Here is a 23,789-nt window from a genome sequence, read left to right as displayed (position 1 = left end):
GTTTAGAGTTTGATGTGGCAAAGCTATCCGGCCCAGTTTGCCTTGCCGTTAATTGTAGTTTAAGCTAATTGTAAACATTCGGCCATCACTGTTAAGTCAAGGTTAACAAAAAAGCCAGCGCCTCGAAAGCGCCGGCTGTGAATTAAGCAGGGAAAAAGGAGAGTATGAATTAAAAACTGTAAGTCATTCCCAAAGTGTAGTTGCGGGGAGAGTTGTTGAATTGTATCCGCTGATCCGCCTGACGGTCGAATATTCCATCCTGATTTCCATCCTGCAGCAGCAAGGCAGGCGCGCCCAGAATGTTGCTCACACCTGCCTTCAACTCAATTCGTTTTCCAAAATTTTTAGTTATGGTCAGGTCAAGCAGGTTTCGGGGCATTTCATAAATATCGGGATAGTCGTCGAAGCCTACGATATAAATCCGGCGTCCGATCACATTGAAAAGTGCTGTAACGTAAGTTTGTGTTAAGGGATCGCTGAAATAAAATCCGGCATTGATAATGTAGGGCGACTGGCCGAACAATGGTCTGGATTCGTATTTCTGACCGATTCCGGCGCTGCCAAGTTTAACCTGGGAGCGGATTAAGGCACCGTTGAACATGATGCTTAGTCTATCCACAAAACCAGAGTTTATCAACCCTTTCAGCGACTTTCTGACTTCCGCTTCCAGGCCGAAAGAGTAAGCTGATGATGCATTGGCAAAGGTGAAAGTTTTGATACCGCCCGATCCCCCTCCGGGTACGAAGGTGGTTTCAATGGGCTTATCGAAAAGTTTGTAAAACAGGCCAACGTTAACCAGCTCACTGGCAGACGGATACCATTCCCAGCGAATATCAAAGTTATCAATGGTTGCATTTACGATGCTATCGTTACCCTTCTTCACGAGGTTGTAGTTGAAATCGTAAAATCCGAAAGGTGCAAGCTCCCTGAACTCAGGCCGGTTGGTTGTGCGTCCGTAGGCAGCTCTCAGCACCATGCTTTCGTTGAGGTTAAAAGTGAGGCTGGCTGAGGGCAGGAGCTTCAGATCAGGTAGCTCCACGTTCACCGGATCGTTGGTCAGGGTAAAGCTGTTCAGGCGTTGCAGGTTGTTTTCGAGGCGTGCACCAAAAGTCAGGTTCAGGCGCGGACCCAGAGGCGCAAGCACCGAAATAAAACCACCATAATTGGTGTTGTCGGAGGTGTAACTATCGCTTGGATTCGATTGCTCGTCAATGGCAATTCCGTTGGTGTTATTGATGTTCTGAGGATGGAAAAGGGAGTCGATGGAAACTCTCAACAGGTTTTGATTGAAGTTGGTGATGCTCGACCTCACATAGCCAATATTGCGGGCCTGAAAGCTTCTATCTTTGAACTCGGCAAACAGCCCTGCATTGAGCACCGGCCGGATACCTGCAATAATACCAAGTTTTCTGGAGTAGTTTACATTAGCCGTATAGTTGTATTCGCGCATTTCGGAGAAAAACCTGCCAAGAAAATACGCTGCTGCAGCACCAAAAGGCACGTAGAGTGTTTTAGTGAGGTTGATCGTGTCCAGATCTGACCTGTAGCGCCGGTAATCGGGCTCGTCCCTGTACGCCATGCCATAGCCGGCTACCCAGTCGAAGCTGTTGTTTTCATCAAACTTATGGCTTCCTGTCAACTGGGTAGTATAAACACCCCTGTAAATTTGATAGAAGGAATGGTTGTCGGCATTGTAACCAAAGTCGTAATGTGGCCCGGTGCGGCGGATATATTCTGCCTGGCTGAACTGATTGAAGAGATGCTTCCACTCGATGATGTGATCTGGTTTGATGGACCAGGCAAAATTCTGAAGCACCCCGAGACGGATATTCTGAACATGACGTTCGTCGTTAAAGCGGTAAATGACGCTGCTTCCGGTGACCGGATCCCATGAATTAAAATCCTTGCGCTCAATATCGAGCACATTCTTGCTGTTGCTGTAGCTCACCGAGCTGATGCTGCCAATAAATTGATCTTTAGGTAGTTTGAAGCGTTTTGCGACATTCAGCGAGGCGCTGTGGTTCCAAAGTGCAGGTAGCTGTTCGGGCACCCAGGCATTGTTGAGACTCCGCCCGGCAGCAGTGCGACGGTCAGGGTTGTCGTAAATCTTTCGCAAGTCGGCCGGAAAATCGGCTGGAAGATTGTACTTTCCATTGTTGAAGCCAGTCCAGTACATCCGGTCCTGAGGCGCCCGGTAAAAGCTTCCCAAACTGACGCCTTCGATAAACCCTGCATTGTATCCCACCTGAATGCCTTCCTCGTCGGGGATACCTTTGGTGTAGATCTTCACCACCCCACCCGCAAAATCGCCGGGCAGCTCGGGCGAAGGGCTCTTGTAGATCATTATCCGGTCGATGAGGTTGCTGGGTATGATGTCGAAAGAAAACGATCTGACGTCGGCTTCCATGCTGGGTGCTGTCACATCGTGCAGGAGAACGGTGTTATACCGCTCGCTCAGACCACGGATGTTGATAAAACGCCCGTCAACCACAATCACACCCGGAACACGTTTTACCACCTGTGCGGCGTCGCTGTCCTGCGAACGTTTGATTTGTTGCGAGGAGATGCCGCTTACCACCTGCTCGGCCGATTTTATGGAGCTGATCAAGGCTAAATCGGTATTGGTGGCCCTGCGTGCTACCACAGTCACACCTTCGATCAGAAAAGCATCGCTCTCGAGCTGGATGTTCATGGTCAGCCGTTGACCAGAATTAAGCCTGATGTTCGGGAACTCAATGGTCTTATATGATATGTATGAGCAAACAATGGTGTAGGTACCAGGCTGTATGTTGGCTAAGGTATAATTTCCATCCAGGTCGGTGGAAACACCGATAGTTGTACCTTTTATATATATATTGGCACCGGCCAGCTCCTCACCCGTGGCCTTGTCTGTCACTTTACCTGTGATCGCGGCGTTTTGCGACACTACCGGAAGGACAGCAAACAACAGCATTCCCACAAAAAGAACGTGAATAAATCTCATACTCCCTGCAAAATTTGCGGCAAACTTAGAACGGCGCTTTAAGGTGAAGTTAAATGCTATGTTAACTAATTGTTATGAAGTAAATAGCAACAATAAAATTGGTATTGACGTACTTATTTTCATCATTTTTGCAAAAAATTTACACATGTCAGAGATATCTATTCACCGGCAAGAACGTTTAAGAGCACTCAAGGAACTGTTTTACAGTATTTTGAATCAAGATGATGCGCTGGAAGCGATTCGCAGAAACAAAGAAATAATCAACAACACCCAGGCATACGACATCATCGAACTTGTGCACGGGTTGGTTCAGGAGGGAATTGAAATAGCTACACTCAAAACCGGGATCAATAAGTTCCTGAACACCCTGGGCAATACTCTTCGCACTATGCCCGGAGTTAACCCGAAAGAAAAAAGCGTGACAGGTATATTGGCCCGGTGGAGCCAAAATATTGTTGATCAGCTCCATGCATTGAAACCTGTCATCCGCCGGATCAATGAGATGCCGGATAACCCTGATCTGCTTGGCCAAGCAAAACATTTGTTTCAGGCTTTGGAACCGATGATGGTTTACTACACAGCTAAGGAAAACGTTCTGTTTCCTTTGCTGGAAAAACACTGGCCGCATTTTGGCTGCCTCGGTGTGATGTGGTCTTTCCACGACGATATCCGGCGAAGCTTCAAGAATTCGGTGGACATGCTTGAACCCGGCAAATTCGATCTTAAAGCCTTCAACAGGGAAATCGGAAAGTTGTATTTTACCACTTATGCCATTCATTTGCGAGACACCAGGATACTTTTGTATCATGTGGAAGAAAGTATTCCTGCGGATGAGTTGATTGCCCTCGTTCCTGATTTTGAATCACTTGGATTACAAATGCCGGAAGCCCGAAATTTCCGGCCAGGTGCTGAGACCAGCTTAAGCGAACAAAATGAGGAGATATTGCTCCCCATAGGCAGGCTAAACATGGAACAGCTGATGCTGGTGTTCAGTCACCTTCCGGTGGACATTACGCTCGTGGACGAAACTGATAAAGTGTGTTTTTATTCCGACCCTCCACACAGGGTGTTTCCTCGAACGAAAGCCATCATTGGAAGGAACGTGCGCCAGTGCCATCCGCCGGAGAGCATCGGCACGGTGGAAGAAATTATTCAGGCCTTCAGGACAGGCACGCAAAACGAAGCTACTTTCTGGATTGACCATAAAGGGCGAAAGATCATGATCCGGTATTTCGCACTGCGCAATCCGCAAGGGCAATACAAAGGTGTGCTTGAGGTAAGCCAGGATATCAGCGGGATCGTTGGTCTCACAGGCGAAAGGCGCTTGTTGCAGTGGAATTCGTAACTATTCAGCAAGTGGTCGGATTGAAAAGGGCAAAGGCACGCCGATTATAAGCGCGGTAATCAATATTGTTTAGATTTGCATCCCACCGATATTCAATCCATTCGACCCATGAAGCACTTTTTATTCGCAATTATTTTTCTCGTTTTCCTTCCATTTGCCGGGCTCAGGGCAGCCTGGCTCAACAACCAGCCCGTGGAGGTGAACCAGCCCGATGGCAGTGTCTTGCACCTGCTGGCCACGGGAGATGAGTTTTTCAACTGGCTGCACGACGCGCAGATGTTTACAATCATACAGCATCCCGAAGACGGATTTTACTACTATGCTGACTTGATTGATGACGAGCTTGTGCCTTCGGATTACCGCGTAGGGAGCATCGATCCGGCCGGCACACATCTTCGGCCTGGCCTGATGATTTCGGCCGAGAAGCGCACGGCTATCCGGCAGAAGTGGGAAACTGAATTTCGTTTTGCCGAAGGCTTAAGGGGCGAATCGCGCGCCATCGGCCAATTCAACAACATTGTGATTTATATCCGCTTTGCCGATCAGGCCGAGTTTACCACCGACACCACGGTCTATTGGAACATGTGCAACAGGAACACACCGCCGGATTACAACAGCATGTACAATTTTTTCAAAACCGTCAGCTACGGCCAGCTCGACCTGGTGAGCTATTTTTTTCCGGTGCCTGAAAATAATATTGTGCGTTCCTACCAGGACATCTTCCCCCGCAGCTATTACATGCCCTATAACGCAGCCACCAATCCCGATGGCTATCAAACTGATAACCAACGTACTCAGCGCGAGCATACTTTGCTGGTAAATGCAGTCAACTGGATCAACATCAATTCTCCCGTTCCCACAAGCATCAACCTGGATTACAACAACGACGGAAGGGTTGACAATGTGATTTTTATAGTTCGCGGAGGCACTACTGCCTGGAGCACCCTGCTCTGGCCACATCGCTGGTCGCTTTATACACAGTCCGCTTTTATCAACGGTAAACGCGTCTGGGACTACAACTTCAACCTGGAGACCAGTATCCAGTCGAGTGGTGTGGGGGTGATTGCACACGAAATGTATCATTCACTTGGTGCTCCCGACCTTTACCGCTACACCAACACCGACCTCACTCCTGTTGGCCCCTGGGATGTGATGGCAGCCAACAACAACCCACCACAGTCGATGGGGGCCTGGATGAAACGCAAGTATGGCGGGTGGATCGACAACATTCCTGTGATTACCCAGAGTGGGGTGTACACCATCGAAGACCTATCCAACAGCAGCAACAACGTCTGGCGCGTCAATTCGCCCAACAGCAACAGCGAATTCTTTCTGCTCGAATTCCGCAGAAAAGCCGGCACTTTCGATGGCACCTTACCCAAGAGTGGTCTGTTGATCTACAGAATCAATCTGGCTGCGGGCAACGGCAATGCACAGGGTCCGCCGGATGAAATATACATCTTCCGACCTGGCGGCAGCCTGTCGGCCAATGGCAACCTGAACGATGCCGTGTTTGGAGCCAATTATAACAGGACTGAATTCAATGACTTTACCAATCCAAATGCATTTCTTCAGAACGGAGGTCCAGCCGGAATCTACATCTCAAATGTTTCGCAGGTAGGACCGACCATGTCGTTCAGGGTGGACTTTCCCGAGGTACCGGTGGCCATTCCGAGCTCAAATGTGAAAGAGCTTTGCCTGGACGACCAGGTGCAGTTGATTGACCGTTCCACCGGCTTGCCCGACACCTGGACCTGGCAGATCAACCCGCCAAACTTCACTTTCCTCAATGGCACCAATGCCAATTCACGTTTTCCGGTCGTAAAATTCAATGCTCCTGGCACCTATACCCTGGCACTTACTGTGTCGAACAACCTGGGCATCCACAACACTGTGCTCGAGAACTGGTTTCGGGTTGGTCCGCAAGCCGGGCATTTCGAAGATGATTTTGAAACCAACAGCTTTACCGAGGGCTCGTGGAAGATCCACAATCCTGACAATGGTGTCACATGGCAATTGCATCCGGTGCAGGGAAATGGCAGCAATTGGGCCGCAGGCATCAACTTCCGCACCTATTTTGCCATTGGTCAACGCGACAGGCTCATTTCCAAACCCTTCGATTTCAGCAATATGCAGGCGGCCTACCTGAGCTTTTCACATGCTTATGCCCAGAATGCCCAGTATCCCAACTATAGCGACTCGCTCAACATCCTGTATTCGCTCGATTGCGGACAAACCTGGACAGCGCTGGCAAGGTATGGCGAAAACGGAAGCGGCAATTTTGCCACCCACCCTCCCACCCAACAGGTGTTCTGGCCCCAAACAGCCGACGACTGGTGTGGCAGCGGCTTTGGCGCACCCTGCCAGACCATCGATCTGAGCCAGCTGGCCGGACAGCCATCGGTGAGGCTGGCATTCGAAACCGTAAGCTATTTTGGAAATCCGTTGCTCATCGACAATGTGGTTGTATCACAATTTGTCTCAACCCCGGAACAATCTGAAAAAGAAGCACTAAAGCTTTATTTTGATGCCCGGAGCCGGCACATACACATCCAGCGCAGCACACCTGCAAAGGCGAATGTCACCATTACCGACCTGAGCGGACGCGTTGTTTATGCAGGCAATATTGCCGGGCCGCATGCCTCGATCAATGTGAACCTGACCAGCGGAACCTATCTCGTCCATGTCGTTGACGGCCTGCGGACAGAAAGCCGTAAGCTGTTGATAAACAATTAATTTAGTTCTTTAGACCAGAAAAAGCGGCTCAGCAGAGTCGCTTTTTTTGTTTCTGTGGCTTTCGGACTTCTGTGAAATTTGTAAAAAAAAACTTTGAAACGAAATAATTTTTATAGTTTTGCCAAAATTTTTCACATGGAAGCCAGGGAAAAAGTGATTAACAGGGCCTGCGAGTTGTTTCCTGTGGTTGGTATCCGGAATGTGACCATGGATGGATTGGCCGCAGACCTGGGCATGTCGAAGCGTACCATTTACGAGCTGTTTGGACAAAAAGACAATCTGGTGCTCGAAACTTTCCGGCAGATGATCACCCGGGAGAACAACGAGATGCTGCAGATCATCTCCGACTCGGAGCACGTTGTGGAGGCCTTGTTCCGCATAATGAAACACAAGCGGGATAAACGACTCTCGGTTTCGCCGCTGTTCATTGAAGACATCGGTAAGTATATCGACAGAATACAGGAGATGTTTTACACCGACAACAGTGACCTTTCGCGCTATTCTGCGTCTTTTGTGTTGCTGCGCGAAGGCATGAGTCAAGGCATTTTCCGCAGCGAGATCAACATTGCCATTGTGGATAATTTCATTCACGAAATGATGAACGTGATTCACGTGAGTACCCGAATAAAGGCGCTCAATCCCGGTGATCACGAACTGCTTGTGAACATCTTCATCCCCTATTTCAGAGGCATTTGCACCGAACGTGGGGTGAAACTGATGGACGAATTTTTTTCTGCATCAAACATCATAATCTAATGATAATGAAAACCAAGCACTTACTTACTTTATTATTGCTCTCTGCCACGCTTTTTGCTTCGGCAGCCGAAGCCAGGGTATTCAGTTTATCGGAAGCCAGGGCTTATGCATTGGAGCACAACCGACAGATGAAAGCAGCCGGCTATGCCACTACCAAGGCCGAGATGGCGTTGCGCGAGGCCATAGCCAACGGTCTGCCACAGATCAATGCCAATGCCGATTACAGCAATGCCCTCGGCGCCAAGATCATCATCCGATTCAACGAAAACATGCCCCCAAGCGAGATCGACATCAAGCCCACAAGCAACTTGTTTGTGAATGTGCAGCAATTGCTGTTCAGCAGCAATTACATTGTAGGCGTGCAGATGGCCCGTCTGTCGAAAGAGCTGACGCAGCTGAGCCGGGAGCGCACTGAACTTGAGGTACTTAGCGGAGTTACAGAGGCTTACTACATGGCCTTGCTCACAGCCGAGAGCCAGCGCATCATCAGCCAGAATTTGGCAAACATGCAGCAGCTGTTCGAAAAAACCAATGCATTGGCTGCAGTGGGAATGATAGAGCAAACCAATGTGGATCAGCTCGAAGTTCAGATGATGGCATTGCGCAATGCCCTGGCCTCGGCCGAGCGCCAGCACGAGATGGCATTGAACCTTTTGCGGCTCCAGCTCGGATTGCAGCCTGAAACAGAATTGCAGCTGACTGATCAGCTCGAGCAATTGCTCCAGTCCAATTATGAGGCGGTGGCCAGGCTTCAGGGATTATTGCTTGAAAACCAGATTGAATATCGCCTGATCAAACAGCAGGAACGCATGAGCCGCAAAATGACCGACCTGCAACGCGCCGCTTACCTGCCTACGCTTGCCGGCTATTACCGCTACACCTACAAAATATTAAAGCCCGACTTTGACATGACACCAAATAATGTGGTCGGACTGCAGCTCAACATACCCATTTTCTCGAGTGGTGTAAAACATTACAAGGTACAACAGGCGCTGGTAGATGAGAAAAACATGCAGAATACCCGCGAGCTGCTCACCGATCAGCTCCGTATTCAGGAAAAACAACTGCGGTTCAACCTCAACAGCGCCATCGAGCAATACGAGAACCAGCGAAAAAGCGTCGAAGTTGCACGCCGGGTTTATCAGAACCTTCAGAACAAATATGCCCAGGGCATGATATCCGGTCTTGATCTGACCACGGCCGACAACAACTACCTCAGGGCAGAGTCGGATTATCTGAATGCCATGATGCAGGTGCTCAATGCCAAGCTTCAGCTCGACAAATTAAATGGTAACATTAAGTAATTCAATAACATAAACATCATGAAACGAATTCATCTCATACCTGTTTTATTGATTCCGGCCTTGCTTGCATCGTGCGGAAAGAAAGAAAGCAAGAAATTTGAAGTGGCCGAACGCATCGAGCCGGTCAAGACCCTGGAGCTTGGTTTGCAAGAGATTGCCCGAAGTGTGGAATACACGGCGACCCTCATGCCTTTTGAGGAGTTGCACCTTGCGCCTTCATCGCCCGGACGCATCGAGCGCATATCTGTTGAAGTTAGCAGCAGGGTTCGCAAAGGCGATCTGCTGGTTCAAATGGATCAAACCCAGTTGCGTCAGGCCGAGATACAGCTTGCCACGCTCGAAACCGATTTTCGCCGCCTCGATACTTTGCGGAAAGTTGGTTCGGTGGCGCAGCAGCAATATGATCAGCTCAAATCGCAGCTTGAGGTATTGCGCAACAACGTTGCTTTTCTCCGCGAGAACACGCAGCTTCGTGCGCCTTTCGCAGGGATCATCTCAGGCAAATACTTCGAAAATGGCGAGGTTTATACCGGCGCACCCGTGCCCTCGGTTGGAAAGCCGGCCATCGTCTCGCTGGTGCAGATCAACCAGCTCAAAGCCCTTGTTCCGGTTTCTGAAAAGTATTTCCCGCTCATCCGCCGAGGCATTGAGGCTAATGTAAGGAGCGATGTGTATGCCGGACAACAGTTCAAAGGACGAGTCACCAATATTTTTCCGGTGGTTGACCAGATGAGCCGCACTTTCCAGATTGAGGTTACCATTGATAACGCCGGCGAACTGCTCCGGCCGGGTATGTTTGTGCGCGTCACCCTCGATCTCGACCGCGACAATGCCATGCTTGTACCCGACATAGCCGTGCTTAAGCTGCAGGGTTCGAACGACCGATACCTGTTTGTTGAAGAAAACGGCGTTGCCAGAAGAATAGCCGTGAAACTCGGCAAACGTTACAACGAGATGGTTGAAGTGGAAAGCGACCAGCTCAAGCCCGGGCAGAAATTAATTGTATCAGGTCAGGCAAGGTTGCTCGACGGCTCTAAAGTACAGGTTGTCAACAACTAAACAATACTGAGATGAGTATCTACAAATCTGCCGTCAACAAACCCATCACCACGCTCATGGTGTTTACCGCCGTGATTGTGATGGGGATTTACTCGCTTATGAATATCTCGGTGGACCTGTATCCCGAAATTGATCCGCCATTTCTCACCGTGCTTACCACCTACAGGGGCGCCAGTGCGGCCGACATCGAAACCAATGTAACCAAGCGTCTGGAAGATGCCCTCAACACGGTTGATAAGGTAAAAATGGTGCGTTCCACCTCGAGCGACAACCTGTCGGTGATCACCATCGAATTTAACTGGGGAGCCGACCTGGCGGAGGCCACCAACGAGATCAGGGATGTTATCGACCGGATATACGACCGGATGCCCGAGGGTGTGGACCGGCCCACCATTTTTAAGTTCAACACCAGCATGATGCCAATTGTGTTTTATGCAGTCACGGCTGGTGAAAGTTATCCAGGATTGGAGAAAATTCTGGATGAGAAAATCGTCAACCCCCTTAACCGCGTGGATGGGGTTGGCTCAGTATCAATGATTGGCGTGCCCAAACGCGTCGTATATGTGGAAGCTGACCCCCGGAAACTCGAAGCCCACAACATGACCATCGAGCAAATCGGCAATGCGATTGCTGCTGAAAACGCCAATGTTCCAACAGGTAACCTCCGCATGGGGCAATTTGATTACCAGCTGCGTGTGATGGGCGAGTTTGTCGAAAGCCGGGAAATTCAGGACATCGTAGTGGGTAATTTCAACGGTCGCCCGATCTATTTGCGAGATGTGGCCATGGTACGCGACTCGTTGAAAGACAAATCGCAGGATGAGAAGATCAATGGCAGAACCGGGCTTAGGTTGTTTGTGATGAAACAATCGGGCGCCAACACCGTGAAGGTGGCCAGAGAGATCAACAAAAAAATGGCCGAGCTCCTCCCTACCCTGCCGCCTGATGTGAAAGTGGAACAAATCCTCGATACCTCCACTTTCATCCGTGGCTCCATCAACAACCTGGCCACCACACTGATGTATGCCTTCATCTTTGTGGCGCTTGTTGTTATCTTCTTCCTTGGCCGGTGGCGTGCAACCTTTATCATCATCCTGACCATTCCCATTGCGCTCATTGTTTCATTCATCTATCTGTTTATCACCGGAAATACCATCAATGTCATCTCGCTCACCTCACTTTCGATTGCCATCGGTATGGTGGTTGACGATGCCATTGTGGTACTCGAAAATATCACCCGGCATATCGAACGAGGCAACAGCCCGAGAGAAGCTGCCATTTATGCCACCAACGAAGTATGGCTGGCAGTAATCGTCACTACCCTTGTAGTGGTTGCCGTTTTCTTCCCCTTGACGCTGGTTGGAGGTCTTACGGGCATGCTATTCAACCAGTTAGGTTGGATTGTAACCATCACCGTGACCACCTCCACCCTTGCTGCCATCAGCCTGACGCCCATGCTGTCGTCGCGTTTGCTCCGGCTAAAACCAAAACAGACAAAACCCAAATGGTATCATCACCAGCGCACAGTTGAGCCCATGCTCAATTGGCTCGACAACTTTTATGTGAGCACGCTGAAATGGGTCCTTAGACACAAAACATTTACCATGCTCACAGCCACGGCTGTTTTCGTGGGATCGCTGATGCTTTTGCGTTTTGTGGGCACCGACTTCCTGCCTCAGACCGACGAGTCGCGCATCACAGCTACCATCGAGCTGCAAACAGGAACAAGGGTGGAAGAAACCATGAAAACCGCCCGCAAGCTGGAGCAGATTATTTTTAATGAGTTTCCGGAAATCGAAATTATGGCTGTGACAGCAGGCTCCGACGACGAGGGAGCGATGTTTTCCACTTTCCAACAATCAGGCTCCAATATCATCAACCTGCTGAGCCGCCTGGCGCCTGTGGATAAAAGAGAACGAACCGTTTGGCAGGTGGCCGATGGTTTGCGCCAGCGCCTGAGCGAGTTTCCGGAGGTGATCAATTACAACGTTTCCACATCCGGCGGAGGCATGTCGTTCGGTGGCGAAAGTATGGTTGACATCGATATTTTTGGTTACGATTTCAACACCACCAACCGGATTGCGGAAGATTTCAGAAACCAGTTGTTGGCTATGGGCGGAGCCAAAGACATCACCATCAGCCGCAAGAAAGACAAACCTGAATTGCAGTTTGTGCTCGACCGCGACAAACTGGCTGCCAATGGCCTGACCACAGCCCAGGTAGGCGGCATGCTTCGCAACCGTATCAGTGGCATGGTGGCATCGCTGCTCAAAGAAGAGGGCGACGAATATCAGATTGTTGTCCGCCTGGCCGAGGAGTATCGCAACAACATTACGTTGCTTGAAGAAATAAGCATCACCAATCCTCAGGGCAAGAAAATCAAGCTTAAAGAGCTTGGCACCATTGTCGAAAACTGGGGGCCGCCAGCCATTCAGCACAAACGCAAAGAACGTGTGGTTACGGTGAGCGCCAAACCCGATGGCATGACACTGGGCCAGCTGGCAGAAAAGATCATCAAAGATCTGGACAAAAGCAATGTGCCTCAGGATGTGATGATTGAGATCGGCGGGGCTTACAAAGACCAGCAGGAGTCGTTTCAGGACCTGGGCTTACTCATGCTTCTCAGTATTGTGCTGGTATTCATTGTGATGGCTTCGCAATTCGAATCATTCACCATGCCATTCATCATCATGTTTTCCATCCCGTTTGCATTTTCAGGAGTGATCCTGGCCTTATTGCTCACAGGCACTTCGCTCAGCATTATTGCCGCACTGGGTTCGGTGTTGCTGATCGGTATTGTGGTGAAAAACGGGATTGTGCTGGTTGACTTCATCAACCTGCTGCGCGACCGCGGAGAACGTTTGTATGATGCCATTGCCAATGCCGGCCGTTCGCGTCTGCGTCCGGTGCTCATGACTGCTTTTACCACCATACTTGGGATGCTACCGCTGGCATTAAGTACGGGCGAAGGTTCCGAAATCTGGCGACCTATGGGTATTTCGGTTATAGGAGGTCTGGTATTCAGCACTATAGTTACAATGGTGGTGGTTCCGGTTATGTATGCCGTGCTTGCCCGCAGCGGTGAGCGCGATAAACTAATGAAAGTGAGACGCAAATTCCAGGAGCAAAACCTTTAATCTGAAAACCTATGAAAGCAGTCATGATTATCTTCAATATCGCCCACACCGAGCGTGTGGATTACGTGCTCGACCAACTTGGCATACGTGGCTACAGCTGGTTTGAAAACGTGAAAGGACGCGGCACACACACCGGCGAACCCCGCATGGGCACCCATACCTGGCCCGAAATCAACTCGGCGGTCATCACATTTGTGGATGACGACAAGGTGGATTCTTTACTCGAAAAGGTAAAACGCATTGATGCCATCAATCAGGAGGTGGGCATCCGGGCCTTTGTGTGGGATGTGCTAAAAACTGTTTAGATTTCGAAGCAACATAACCAGAAAGTCCGGAGCTGTGCTCCGGGCTTTTTTTTATTCTTCCAATGGAATGAATCTGTCGGTGGTGGTCGCCTTAAGGGTTTTGTTGTACGGATCCCAACGGAAATATCTGCGAGGCACCACAGCCGGACCAAGTTTGCGCTCTACATGCGCATTCATCATATAATCAAAGGTATAGGCAGCATAGAGCCTGCCAAGATATGCAATGAAATTGTTCACACGCTCAAGACTCAGCGTATCTACCTTTAGCTTGTAATCTACTTTTCCTGTCATAAACTTCATGGTGAAGTACCCGTCATAGCGGTCGAGCAGGTCGTGTGTGGCAAAAAGCACCCTGGGTTTTTGCAAGTTAGTGTCGTTGAATTTGTTCAGCTCGAGCCAGAGGCCAAGATTGAACCCATTGATGGTGAAATCGTAGGTATAAACGGTTTCACCCACAAGCACCTCGTCTTCCACCGGGCTATAGTATTCCTGCAACTCAATCTGTGCCAGATTGAGGATATAAGCTGTGGTGTCGGTAGCCATGAAGGCTTCGGTCTGGTCTTCGGTAAAGACTTTCAGGCCATATTTGCGCAATTCGTTGATAAAATTTTCGCCAAACAAGCGGAGCACACCCTGTCGGCTTAGTTTTGGCAGAATCAATGTGTTTTCAAGCAGTTGCGGGTCGATGCGTGCCTGATCGAAAGTGAAACTGCCATCCGGATAATCAGATTTCTGGTTAACCAGCCAAACCTCGGTAGGCAGCAGCACAAACACCGGTTTGTCTTTTGCCTGTGTCGCATATTTGCGTGCCAGGTTGCGCTCCGGGGAGCATGACGATAAGGCTGCAACAAGAACCAACAGGAGCAGGTGAACCGAAAAATTACTTTTTCGCATAGGAAACCGGTTGACGGCAAAGTTAATCAATGGCTTCCAATGCAAGGCACATCAGGGCAGATTAACAAAAACTTCAGGCCTGCTGAAGCAGCTGTTCGGCAAATTTTTGCCCGTAAGCCTCAGCGCGTGCAAGGTCCTCTTCGGCGGGCGAAAATTTCACAAACACATCGGTGTCGGTGTATTTGAGTTTGAGGCTTTCGAGGTTGGCACGAATGATTTTCATGGCCTCGCCACTCCAGCCATAAGAGCCAAAACCTCCGGCAAGCTTGCCTTTGTCGCGCAAGGGATTGATCACCGCAAAGAGCTTGTAAATGGGCAGAAGGATGTTCTGATTGATGGTCGGACTTCCTACGATCAAGCCCGACGACATGGTGAGCTGCATTTCCAGGTCGCCTATCGAGGTATGTTCGATATCCTGAGCAAAAGCTTTTACAATGCCCGACTTCTCGATGCCACGAGCAATGGCTTCGGCCAGGGCTCCGGTTTTGTGGTATGCCGAAACATATGGAATGTACACCCGGTGCGGCTGTGGCAGGGCGAGGTATTCGCGCGCATACTGCTCCGAGAGGTCCACATAGCGCTTCCAATGGGTGCGCAGTATGGGGCCATGTCCGGTGGCTATCATCCGTATGTCGAGCGGACGTATGCGCTCGATTGACTTGATCATAAACCTGCTGAAAGGCTTGAGAATCACATCGAAGTAATACTTGAATGCATCATCCCAGTTGCCAACCAGGTCGTCGAACATCCGATCATCAGCATAATGTGCGCCAAAAGAGTCGCAGGTAAAGAGAATGCGATCTTCTTCAAGCCAGGTGTACATGCTGTCGGGCCAATGAAGATTAGGTGCCGAGATAAAGCGGAGGGTCTTGTTGCCCAGACTTAGCGTATCCTGATCTTTGACCTGAATACTTTTGAAAGGAATGGAAACCAGATCATTGAGATAACGGATTGCATTGCCGCTACCTACCACTGTGGCCTGTGGAGCAATCTCGAGCAAATGTTGCACACATCCGGAATGGTCAGGCTCGGTATGATTGAGGATAATGTATTCAAGTTCAGCAGGATTCATCAGCGACCTGAGCTTGGCTTCATACTCGGGCCAGAAACGCTCCTTTACCGTTTCAACCACGGCTTTCTTTTCTGCATTGATAAAATAGCTGTTGTAGGTGGTGCCATACTTGGTTTCCATCACCACATCAAAGGTGACAAGGTCTTTGTCGAGCACACCTATCCATCGTACATCGGAGGTGAGTTCAAGAATCCTCTGGTTCATATCTGTCGCTGGTTTGCCGGCAAAATTAGCCCAAAAAACAGATTGAATGATTCTAAATTGGCATCACCGGGGCCAAAGGTTCTACATTAAACCTTTGTTTTTCAGTATATTAATCAACCTTTCCGGATGATTGGTAATGATTCCGTCGGCACCGGCATCGATCAGGGCTTCCATCTTGTGCGGTTCATCCACCGTCCACACAAACACCTTTTGTCCCCTTTTATGCAGGCGTTTGATTTTTCCGGCACCCACAAACCTGTAGTTGGGATTGACAGCTGCCACATCACGATGGCGAAGGTAGGAGCCTCCTGCCAGCGATTTATGAAAGTGCAGCGGCAGCAAAGGCAGGTTACCCACAACAAGCTGGTGGAGTTCAATTTTCGGATCGAGCTGCCTGAGATTCCGGATAACCTGTGGATCAAAGCTTTGCACAACACACCAGCTTTCGGCGGCATGGGCACGTATGTATCCTAAAACCTGTTTTTCGGTTTCATGGTCGCCGGTCCAGGTAGGTTTGATTTCAATCAGCAGCTTATGTTTTCCACCGATGAGCCTGAGCACCTCGTCCAGGGTGGGCACCATTTCACCGGCAAACTCTTTTGAAAACCAGCTCCCGGCATCCAGTTCACGTATTGTATTGAAGTCGAGGTCTTTTATCTTTCCTGTTCCGTTGGTTGTTCTGTCAACGGTATAATCGTGAATCACAACCAGTTGCCTGTCGCGCGTGAGGTGCACATCGATCTCAATGAGGTCGGCGCCTATTTCCATGGCTTTGGAAACGGCCGCGAGGGTATTTTCGGGGGCCGAACCCGATGCGCCACGGTGTGCAATCACCAGAGGCCGCTCAGGTTTTTGTGCTTGCATCGGTCCCGTGGCCATAAACAGGGTTAATAATAGTAAGAACTTGTAAACAAGTGGTTTACGAAGCAATCTACCCATAACGCAAGCTTCTACTTTGGTTCAAGACCTGAAGCTTTGAGTATTTTTCTGAAAACATCGGTATTGTCGTATACTCCGCTGAAATGATGGGCGCCAGCGCCAAACGCATACACCGGAACGAGGACACCCGAGTGGTCGTTGGTTGAGAAATGAAATTTGACGCCGGGGTTCTTTTTGTTGTCGCCATGGATGAAAGTCAGGCCACCAGTTTCGTGGTCTGCTGTAACTACGACCAGGGTGCCCGGATTCTTTTCTGCAAATTCGACGGCCACCCCTACTGCCTTGTCAAAGTCGATCATTTCCGTGATAAGGTATGCAGAATCGTTGGCATGACCAGCCCAGTCGATTTGCGAGCCTTCGACCATGAGGAAGAAGCCTTTGTCGTTGTTGGTTGACAATGCTTCGATAGCCACGCGGGTGGCTTCGGCCAAAGTATAATTGGTACGACTTGCAGCCGGGGCAGGATGTGCAGTATCGGTAAGCACGAGCAGTTTGCTGAAGCCCTTGCCACTTCTGGGCATTTGACCGAAGAAGGCAAAGCCCTTGTCTGTCATCTCGGCCACAAGGTTGCGGCCATCTTTTCGTTTTGTGAAATTGTGCAATCCGCCACCAATTGCCACATCTATGGGCGATTTGATAAAATCTGCAGCAATTTCCTGTTCGTTTTTACGCGAAATATTTTTTGCCACAAAATCAGCAGGTGTGGCGTGGGTCAGGTCGCAGGTGACCGCAACGCCTGTGCGTCTTCCGGCTGAGGCAAAGATGTCCACCAGACTGGGCGCTGCCGTGCTGTCGGGACGCATACCAATCATCCCATTGCGTGTTTTGTAACCGGTGGCAAGGGCAGTGCCACCCGCACCGGAATCGGTAATCTTGTGTGTGTAGGAGTTTGTGCTGATCAAACCGACCACCGGAGCTTTGAACATGTATGGCATTTTGTTGGTAGCCAGCATCAGTGCATGGCTTTGCGCAAGCCCCATGCCGTCGCCTATCAGGAAAATGACATTTTTTACTTCTGCATCAGCCTTTGTTGTCGGCTGCACAGTTTCAGCTTTGGATTTTTTCTTTTGGGCAAACAGCCTGCCCTCGATACCAACAGCCAAAATGGCCAGGACAATGAATAAAACTTTTGCTTTCATGTGAGTTCGTTTGAGGGATAAAGCTCAATTAATGTGATTTCCGGCAGAATGCCGATGCGACCGGGGTAGCCGATGCTGCCCAGACCACGGTTTATGTATAAAAAATGACCTTGTTCAGACTCATAGAGTCCTGCCCAGTGTTTGTAAACGTATTGGGCCGGGCTCCACTTGAAACCTGGTAACTCGATACCAAACTGAAACCCATGCGTATGACCCGACAAGGTGAGTCCAATTTTCGAGGGATGGTTTGTTACCTGGGCACTCCAATGGCTTGGGTCGTGGCTGAGCAGGATTTTCGTTTCTATGGTTTCGGTTTCGCGCAATGCAGCATCGAGCTCGCCCTTGCGGGGAAATCGCGCATTGGCACTCCAGTTTTCAACACCCACAATGGCCATCCGGGCCTCGCCTCTGGTCAGAATGGCTGCTTCGTTGCGAAGCAGATTCCAACCCGCCTTGCGATAGATGTCGAGCAAATGCTGCATGTTTTTCGCCTTGGCCTCAGCATCGGGCCAGCTCACATAGTCGCCATAGTCGTGGTTGCCCAACACTGCATAAACGCCATGCGGCGCTTTGAGGCGACTGAGCACGTCAACAAAACGGTCGGCCTCGCTGCTGGTATAATTGACCAGATCGCCCGTAAACACAATGGCATCTGGCCTGGCCGAAAGTATGTCGTCCACGGCTTCCTCCAGGGCATCCACCGACGACCAGGAGCCAAGGTGGAGGTCGGAAATCTGAATCAGCCTGAACCCGGAAAATTCCTCAGGCAAGCCTTTAAGCCTGATGGTCAAACGCTTAAGATCGAAACGATGCACCCAGCGAAACATACCGGTAAACATGGTTGTGACCACAAGTCCTCCTGTGACCAGCGCCATCTGTTGCAGAAATTCAGAGCGCTTGTATTTGGTTTCGCCTTCGCCTGGCGTTTTGTTTCTCGAAAAACTGAACCATGCCCACAAACCCTTGATCCACTTAAGAATATCGGCAAAGAAAATGATGACCGCCATGAAAAACTTGGCCACATAAAATGTGAAGATGCTTCCAAATACGAGGTTGCGCACCCATGGCAGCCAGTCGTATTGCCCCAAACTGAGTGTAATGATGGTTGAAACGGCCAGGGCAGCAAGCGGAAACCAGTAAACCAAAATAAGCAATGTTTTAAGCAACTTATTGTAGGTAAACAGCTTGCGCCTGAACATCCCCCAGACATACACGTCGATGAGCAGGAGGAAAACGAAAAATGGATACCTTCCGGCGTTTTTCGGGAAGGCTGTAAGTGTTAAAAAATAACCTGCAATGATGATCAAAACGGCAAGCAGCAGGTGAACTAAATGCTTTCTGGAAAACTTCATAGACCGGTGCAAAATTAGGCATAATGCATTTCACCGGATGCGGGTTACAATAAATTAACATAATGCTGATTTTTAGCCAGTTGTGTGACAAATGGTCGAATTTTTTATACCAGCCCCCCATCAAAAAACCTTTACGCAGCAATAGAAACAGGAATACGATCCCCTGGTTTTTTGTTTAATACCAAAATTCAGCACCAAATGAAGCTACGTGCCTTACTGTCAGTTTTTTTTGTTTTTTTACTCTTTTCGATTGATACAATCGCGCAACCCGATCCCCAGCGGATGATGCAACCTGTGAAGGTTATTGGAAAAGTAACCGACAAAACCGATGGCGCAGGTTTACCTGGAGCCCATCTCATTTTCAGGCACATGCGCGATACCAGCCGGGTTGTGCGCACAACCACCGACAATAACGGCCAGTTTTCGGTGAATATGCTTCGTGGGCGCTACACCCTGCGCACCAGCTACCTTGGTTATAAAACCGATGAACGGCAGCTGACCATCATCGAGGAATCGAACAACCTTGGTTCGATAGCACTCGAGAAGGCGGATGCCATGTTAAACGAAGTGACTGTGGCGGGTGAAGCAGTGCAGGTGAGGGTCAAATCGGACACTTTGCAATTTGATGCCCAGGCCTATAAGACCAATCCCGATGCCACAGCCGAAGACCTGGTACGCAAGCTGCCCGGAGTAACCATAACGCCGGAAGGTGTTCAGGCACAGGGCGAAACCGTAAGGCGTGTGCTGGTGGACGGTCAGGAATTTTTTGGCGACGACCCCAACATCGCCCTGCGCAACCTGCCGGCCGAAATGATCAGCCAGGTAGAAATTTTTGACCAGATGAGCGACCAGTCGCGGCTGACAGGTTTCGACGACGGCCAACGCACCAAAACCATCAACATTGTCACACGCCAGGACCGCCGCAGCGGGCAGTTTGGCAAAGTTTACGCTGGCTTTGGCGAAAATGAACGCTTTCAGGCAGGCATCACCACCAATATTTTCCTCGGAAAGCGGCGGTTTTCCATTCTTGGGATGAGCAACAACATCAACCAGCAAAACTTCAGCACCGAAGACCTGTCGGGCTTTTTCTCGGGCGGCCGAAGCGGAGGCGGAGGTGGTGGCATGCGCATGATGTTCGGTGGTGCCGGAGGCTTCCCCGGAGGATTCAACCGGGGCGATTTTCTAGTTGGCCAGCAAAATGGCAACAACACCACCCACTCCTACGGCATCAATTACACGGATGTGTGGTTTGATAAACTAAATGCCAACATGAGCTATTTCTTCAACCTTTCGCGCAACAACACCAATCAGGTGGTTGAGCGGAAATATTTCATAGGCGAAAACCTGAGCAGGCAGTACGACGAAACCAGCAAGAGCAACCGCGACAACTACAACCATCGTTTCAATGCCAGGCTCGAGTACAAAATTGACGACAACAATACCCTGATGCTGATTCCCCGCTTCAGCGCCCAAAAAACCAATTCCGACAACTTTACCCAGGCGAGTATGGCCATGCTCATGCAATCGGCAGGCAACCAGAGCATCACTTCAAACAAGCGCGAATGGGACGGCTTCAACTTTGGCAACACATTAATCTACCGCCTGCGACTCAACGAAAAAGGCCGCTCGATTTCCACCCGCATCAACAACAACCTCAACAACAACGAGTTACTCTACACCCTCGATGCCATCGAATACACCGGCGGAATTGTACTCCACAGCGATACCACCCGTCAACAATCAACCACCCAAACCCTGAACCAAAGCCATTCGGCAAATCTTACCTTTACCGAACCGGCCGGCAAAAACGGCATGATCCAGGCTTCTTACAACTTTTCGTACACCAAAAACCAGAGCGAGCGACTTACCAACGATTTCGATATTATCGCCGGGGCCTACAACCAATTGGTACCGGAGCTTTCGAGCGATCTGAACAGCGGCTATGTGACACACCGGGCCGGCGCCGGCTATCGTTACCGCACCGAGAAATCTAACTTCCTGCTCGAGCTGGCCTGGCAGGAAGCAAGGCTGCAGGCCGAGCAAACCCTGCCCTATGTGAAAACAACCGACTACAGTTTTGGTAACCTGATGCCTTCGCTTCAATTCAACTACAACTTTTCGCGCAGCGAGACTGCCCGCCTGATGTACCGCACATTTACCAACGGCCCTTCGGCTGCGCAACTTTCGGATGTGGTTGATAACACCAATCCCTTGCTGCTTTCGAGCGGAAATCCAAAACTCAAACAGAGCTACAGCCACTTCCTCACCGGCAGCTACAACCTGACCCGCATTGCCAAAGGCAAGTCGTTTATGGGTTTTGTCTTTCTCAATCTGACCGACAATTACATTGGCAACTCGCTGCTCATTGCCCGCAGCGATACCGTGCTCGAGAATGGCTATACCCTGCCCGCCGGCGCACAATACAGCCTGCCGGAAAACCTGAGCGGTATGGTCAATCTGAGGTCTTCGCTCACCTATGGCTTTCCCTTCCGCAAAATCAAGAGCAACGTCAACCTGACCGGAGGATTTGCCTGGTCGCGCACCCCCAGCCTGGTCAATCAGTTGCAGAACATTACCAACACCTACACCACATCAGCCGGCGCAACCCTAAGCAGCAACATCAGTCAGAACCTCGATTTTACCCTGGCATACCGGCTCAATTACCAAACTGCTGCCAACAAGCTCAGGCCACAATCCAATAACGAATACTTCTATCATGTGGGTGAAGCCAGAGTGGCCTGGACCGTACACAAGAAGTGGGTGCTGCGCAGCGACCTGAACAACCTGTATTACACGGGGCTGGGCGACAACTTCAACGAGAATTACTGGCTTTGGAACATCAACGTCGGACGCAAGCTGTTTCAGAACAATCGCGGCGAACTTACCCTCGGGGTTTACGACCTGTTGAACCAGAACCGCAGTGTCGCGCAAAATGTGACGGATACCTATATTGAGAACGCGCGGTACAATGTACTCAACCGCTTTCTTATGCTCTCATTTACCTACAATTTCCGCAACTTTGGCGCACAGAATCAGCGGACTCAGGCCCCGGCAGCACCTCAAGGCCCTCCGCGCGATATGTTTTTCCTGCCTCCGATGTAGCTTAAATCAGTGCATGAACAAAAGAGGCTGATCCGGTGCGGATCAGCCTCTTTTTATAAGTGCTGTTTACGAAAGCCTCAGAGCACGCCCTGATCCATCATGGCATTGGCAACTTTGAGGAATCCGGCCACATTGGCGCCTTTCACATAGTCCACATAGCCATCATCCTGTTTGCCGTATTTCACGCACGCGTTGTGGATGTTGCGCATGATTTCGTGCAGGCGGGCATCCACTTCTTCGCGGCTCCAGGAGAGTTTCATCGAGTTTTGGGTCATTTCGAGGCCCGAAGTGGCCACACCACCGGCATTGGCAGCCTTGCCCGGGGCAAACAGAATGCGTGCATGCTTAAACACCTCGATAGCTTCGGGAGTCGATGGCATGTTGGCGCCTTCGGCTACACAGATGCAACCATTGGCTACAAGCTTCTCGGCATCTTCCTTGTGCAATTCGTTCTGGGTGGCGCAAGGCATAGCCACATCACATTTTACTTCCCAGGGGCGCTTGCCGGGCACAAACTGTGCGCCGGGAAACTCGAGTGCATAGGGCTTCACAATATCCTGGTTCGAAGCGCGGAGCTCAAGCAGATAATCAATCTTTTCGCCCGAGATACCATCGGGATCGTAGATGTAGCCATCAGGTCCGGAGATGGTGATCACCTTGGCACCCAGCTGGTTCAGTTTGGTGATGGCACCCCATGCCACGTTGCCGAATCCCGAAACAGCAACCAGTTTGCCTTTGAAATCCTGACCGCGTGTGGCCAGCATTTCCTGTGCAAAATAAACAGCACCAAAACCTGTGGCTTCGGGACGGATGAGCGAACCACCCCAGTTGATGCCTTTGCCAGTGAGTACGCCCACATGCTCCATGGTCAGCTTTTTGTACATGCCATAGAGGTAGCCGATTTCCTTGCCACCTACGCCGATATCTCCTGCAGGCACGTCGGTTTCGGGTCCAATGAGCCTCCAGAGTTCGAGCATGAACGACTGGCAGAAACGCATGATTTCAGCATCCGACTTGCCCTTGGGATCAAAATCCGATCCACCCTTGGCGCCGCCCATGGGCAAAGTAGTCAGGCTGTTTTTGAAAATCTGTTCGAAACCAAGGAACTTCAGGATACTGAGGTTTACGCTGGGGTGAAAACGCAACCCGCCTTTGTATGGTCCGATGGCATTGTTGAACTGAACCCTGTAACCCAGGTTGACATGTACTTTTCCATGATCGTCAACCCACGGCACTTTGAACATCAGCACCCTGTCGGGCTCCACAATGCGCTCGATAATGCCTTTGGCTTCGAACTGAGGGTTCTGGTTCACCACTTCCTCAATCGATTCGAGCACTTCGCGCACTGCCTGCAGATACTCCACTTCGCCCGGATGCTTCTTCTCCAGGTCGTTCATGATTTTTTCGAGGTTCATAGGTTTTGGTGTTTTGTGAGGTAAATCAAACTATTTTTTGTGAACTT

15 protein-coding genes are annotated in these 23,789 nt (G+C 50.1%); 8 read left to right on the top strand and 7 right to left on the bottom strand.

The genetic code is table 11. The features are described from left to right. Positions 1–169 precede the first annotated feature (169 nt). Complete coding sequence (locus tag IPM52_02680; GenBank protein MBK9290527.1) at positions 170–2,983, bottom strand: TonB-dependent receptor; 2,814 nt, start codon at positions 2,981–2,983, stop codon at positions 170–172. Between the two features lie 145 nt (positions 2,984–3,128). Here IPM52_02680 and IPM52_02675 point away from each other — a divergent pair, with 145 nt between their 5' ends. The 7 genes from IPM52_02675 to IPM52_02645 all read left to right on the top strand — a co-directional run bounded on the left by IPM52_02675 (position 3,129) and on the right by IPM52_02645 (position 13,625). Then, a complete protein-coding gene (locus IPM52_02675) occupies positions 3,129–4,328 on the top strand; it encodes a DUF438 domain-containing protein (protein MBK9290526.1) in 1,200 nt (399 codons plus the stop codon). A gap of 108 nt (positions 4,329–4,436) precedes the next feature. After that, the gene (locus IPM52_02670) at positions 4,437–7,064 is read left to right on the top strand and encodes a M6 family metalloprotease domain-containing protein (GenBank protein MBK9290525.1); all 2,628 of its coding nucleotides are present in this window, start codon (positions 4,437–4,439) and stop codon (positions 7,062–7,064) included. 135 nt (positions 7,065–7,199) lie between these two features. After that, the gene (locus IPM52_02665; GenBank protein MBK9290524.1) at positions 7,200–7,820 is read left to right on the top strand and encodes a TetR/AcrR family transcriptional regulator; all 621 of its coding nucleotides are present in this window, start codon (positions 7,200–7,202) and stop codon (positions 7,818–7,820) included. Between the two features lie 5 nt (positions 7,821–7,825). Further along, complete coding sequence (locus IPM52_02660; protein MBK9290523.1) at positions 7,826–9,124, top strand: TolC family protein; 1,299 nt, start codon at positions 7,826–7,828, stop codon at positions 9,122–9,124. An 18-nt stretch (positions 9,125–9,142) separates the two neighbouring features. Beyond that, positions 9,143–10,183 (top strand): efflux RND transporter periplasmic adaptor subunit, encoded by a 1,041-nt coding sequence (locus tag IPM52_02655; GenBank protein MBK9290522.1) that lies wholly within the window; start codon positions 9,143–9,145, stop codon positions 10,181–10,183. Between the two features lie 11 nt (positions 10,184–10,194). After that, positions 10,195–13,320 carry an efflux RND transporter permease subunit gene (locus tag IPM52_02650; GenBank protein ID MBK9290521.1) on the top strand — a complete coding sequence of 1,042 codons (3,126 nt, stop codon included), beginning with the start codon at positions 10,195–10,197 and terminating at the stop codon, positions 13,318–13,320. 11 nt (positions 13,321–13,331) lie between these two features. Next, a complete protein-coding gene (locus IPM52_02645; protein ID MBK9290520.1) occupies positions 13,332–13,625 on the top strand; it encodes a hypothetical protein in 294 nt (97 codons plus the stop codon). A 51-nt stretch (positions 13,626–13,676) separates the two neighbouring features. On the opposite strand, the gene IPM52_02640 is transcribed toward IPM52_02645, so the two are convergent. The 5 genes from IPM52_02640 to IPM52_02620 all read right to left on the bottom strand — a co-directional run bounded on the left by IPM52_02640 (position 13,677) and on the right by IPM52_02620 (position 19,225). Next, positions 13,677–14,519, bottom strand: coding sequence for a hypothetical protein (locus IPM52_02640; GenBank protein ID MBK9290519.1), 843 nt, complete (start codon positions 14,517–14,519; stop codon positions 13,677–13,679). Positions 14,520–14,592: 73 nt separating this feature from the next. After that, positions 14,593–15,795 (bottom strand): FprA family A-type flavoprotein, encoded by a 1,203-nt coding sequence (locus tag IPM52_02635; protein MBK9290518.1) that lies wholly within the window; start codon positions 15,793–15,795, stop codon positions 14,593–14,595. A gap of 81 nt (positions 15,796–15,876) precedes the next feature. Then, positions 15,877–16,734: a glycerophosphodiester phosphodiesterase gene (locus tag IPM52_02630; protein ID MBK9290517.1), complete on the bottom strand. Its 858-nt coding sequence runs from the start codon at positions 16,732–16,734 to the stop codon at positions 15,877–15,879. An 11-nt stretch (positions 16,735–16,745) separates the two neighbouring features. Beyond that, positions 16,746–17,873, bottom strand: coding sequence for an alkaline phosphatase (locus IPM52_02625; protein MBK9290516.1), 1,128 nt, complete (start codon positions 17,871–17,873; stop codon positions 16,746–16,748). Further along, on the bottom strand, positions 17,870–19,225 hold the full coding sequence (locus IPM52_02620) for a metallophosphoesterase (protein MBK9290515.1): 1,356 nt from the start codon (positions 19,223–19,225) through the stop codon (positions 17,870–17,872). The genes IPM52_02625 and IPM52_02620 overlap by 4 nt, the downstream gene beginning before the upstream one ends. Before the next feature lie 282 nt (positions 19,226–19,507). Between IPM52_02620 and IPM52_02615 the strand changes: the two genes are divergently transcribed. Beyond that, positions 19,508–22,327 carry a TonB-dependent receptor gene (locus IPM52_02615; GenBank protein MBK9290514.1) on the top strand — a complete coding sequence of 940 codons (2,820 nt, stop codon included), beginning with the start codon at positions 19,508–19,510 and terminating at the stop codon, positions 22,325–22,327. 77 nt (positions 22,328–22,404) lie between these two features. On the opposite strand, the gene gdhA is transcribed toward IPM52_02615, so the two are convergent. Next, positions 22,405–23,742: an NADP-specific glutamate dehydrogenase gene (gdhA, locus tag IPM52_02610; protein MBK9290513.1), complete on the bottom strand. Its 1,338-nt coding sequence runs from the start codon at positions 23,740–23,742 to the stop codon at positions 22,405–22,407. Between the last annotated feature and the right edge of the window lie 47 nt (positions 23,743–23,789).

The sequence above is a fragment of the Bacteroidota bacterium genome (genome assembly GCA_016715945.1).
In the GTDB taxonomy this organism is placed as follows: domain Bacteria; phylum Bacteroidota; class Bacteroidia; order Bacteroidales; family F082; genus JALNZU01.
This window is presented reverse-complemented; position numbering and strand designations above follow the sequence as displayed.

Coding starts and splice junctions, on each gene's coding strand:
- IPM52_02680 (MBK9290527.1), bottom strand. CDS start 2,983: ATGAGATTTATTCACGTTCTTTTTGTGGGAATGCTGTTGTTTGCTGTC.
- IPM52_02675 (MBK9290526.1), top strand. CDS start 3,129: ATGTCAGAGATATCTATTCACCGGCAAGAACGTTTAAGAGCACTCAAG.
- IPM52_02670 (MBK9290525.1), top strand. CDS start 4,437: ATGAAGCACTTTTTATTCGCAATTATTTTTCTCGTTTTCCTTCCATTT.
- IPM52_02665 (MBK9290524.1), top strand. CDS start 7,200: ATGGAAGCCAGGGAAAAAGTGATTAACAGGGCCTGCGAGTTGTTTCCT.
- IPM52_02660 (MBK9290523.1), top strand. CDS start 7,826: ATGAAAACCAAGCACTTACTTACTTTATTATTGCTCTCTGCCACGCTT.
- IPM52_02655 (MBK9290522.1), top strand. CDS start 9,143: ATGAAACGAATTCATCTCATACCTGTTTTATTGATTCCGGCCTTGCTT.
- IPM52_02650 (MBK9290521.1), top strand. CDS start 10,195: ATGAGTATCTACAAATCTGCCGTCAACAAACCCATCACCACGCTCATG.
- IPM52_02645 (MBK9290520.1), top strand. CDS start 13,332: ATGAAAGCAGTCATGATTATCTTCAATATCGCCCACACCGAGCGTGTG.
- IPM52_02640 (MBK9290519.1), bottom strand. CDS start 14,519: ATGCGAAAAAGTAATTTTTCGGTTCACCTGCTCCTGTTGGTTCTTGTT.
- IPM52_02635 (MBK9290518.1), bottom strand. CDS start 15,795: ATGAACCAGAGGATTCTTGAACTCACCTCCGATGTACGATGGATAGGT.
- IPM52_02630 (MBK9290517.1), bottom strand. CDS start 16,734: ATGGGTAGATTGCTTCGTAAACCACTTGTTTACAAGTTCTTACTATTA.
- IPM52_02625 (MBK9290516.1), bottom strand. CDS start 17,873: ATGAAAGCAAAAGTTTTATTCATTGTCCTGGCCATTTTGGCTGTTGGT.
- IPM52_02620 (MBK9290515.1), bottom strand. CDS start 19,225: ATGAAGTTTTCCAGAAAGCATTTAGTTCACCTGCTGCTTGCCGTTTTG.
- IPM52_02615 (MBK9290514.1), top strand. CDS start 19,508: ATGATGCAACCTGTGAAGGTTATTGGAAAAGTAACCGACAAAACCGAT.
- gdhA (MBK9290513.1), bottom strand. CDS start 23,742: ATGAACCTCGAAAAAATCATGAACGACCTGGAGAAGAAGCATCCGGGC.